This is a genomic window from Mesorhizobium sp. M1328, from assembly GCF_040318075.1.
Lineage (GTDB): Bacteria > Pseudomonadota > Alphaproteobacteria > Rhizobiales > Rhizobiaceae > Mesorhizobium.
Window position 1 is genome coordinate 1 of record NZ_JAMYLO010000091.1, and the last position, 538, is coordinate 538.

General features: G+C 62.3%; 2 protein-coding genes. Both read left to right on the top strand.

Going from position 1 to position 538, the window contains the following annotated elements:
• A partial coding sequence (locus NKH23_RS34515) for a transposase domain-containing protein (RefSeq protein WP_352875323.1) occupies nt 1–230 on the top strand: 230 nt, incomplete at its 5' end.
• Between the two features lie 2 nt (nt 231–232).
• A complete protein-coding gene (locus NKH23_RS34520; protein ID WP_352542595.1) occupies nt 233–466 on the top strand; it encodes a hypothetical protein in 234 nt (77 codons plus the stop codon).
• Nucleotides 467–538: the final 72 nt, after the last annotated feature.

The window sequence follows — 538 nt, forward strand, 5'->3', positions numbered from 1 at the left end:
TCGCTCTCGGCAGAAAGTCCTGGCTCTTCTGCGGTTCCGATCGCGGCGGACAGCGCGCGGCCGTTCTCTACAGCCTGATCGTCAGCGCCAAGATGAACGATGTCGACCCGCAGGCCTGGCTCGCCGACGTCCTCGCCCGACTGCCCGCCTATCCGGCCCATCGGATCGATGATTTGCTGCCGTGGAATTGGAGATCCGCAAAATTGCGGACCCAACCAGCGGCGGCCTGATCATGCAGCGCAATAAGGTGCATCACGTCTACACCGTCGAACGTGTCGCCAGGGACCTCGGCGTCAGCGAAGCGCTCATCCAGGACCTGACCCTCGGTCTCGAGCCCGAGGACGGCGTCATCTGGGTCTACGGCGCCAACGATGACGACGGGATCTTGGCCTTCACCGATGAAGGCATCGAGGAGGTCAAACTCCTCCTCGAAGAATATCATCGCGTCTCCCCAAAGAAAGCTTGACCCCAGCACTCCGGTGCTCAGGTTCTCCTGGCTGCCGGATGCGCACGTCTGCGGTCTTCACCGGATGCGTAC

What these genes read in the sequence shown, in the direction of transcription:
- NKH23_RS34520 (WP_352542595.1), top strand. Translation starts at nt 233, where the DNA reads ATGCAGCGCAATAAGGTGCATCACGTCTACACCGTCGAACGTGTCGCC.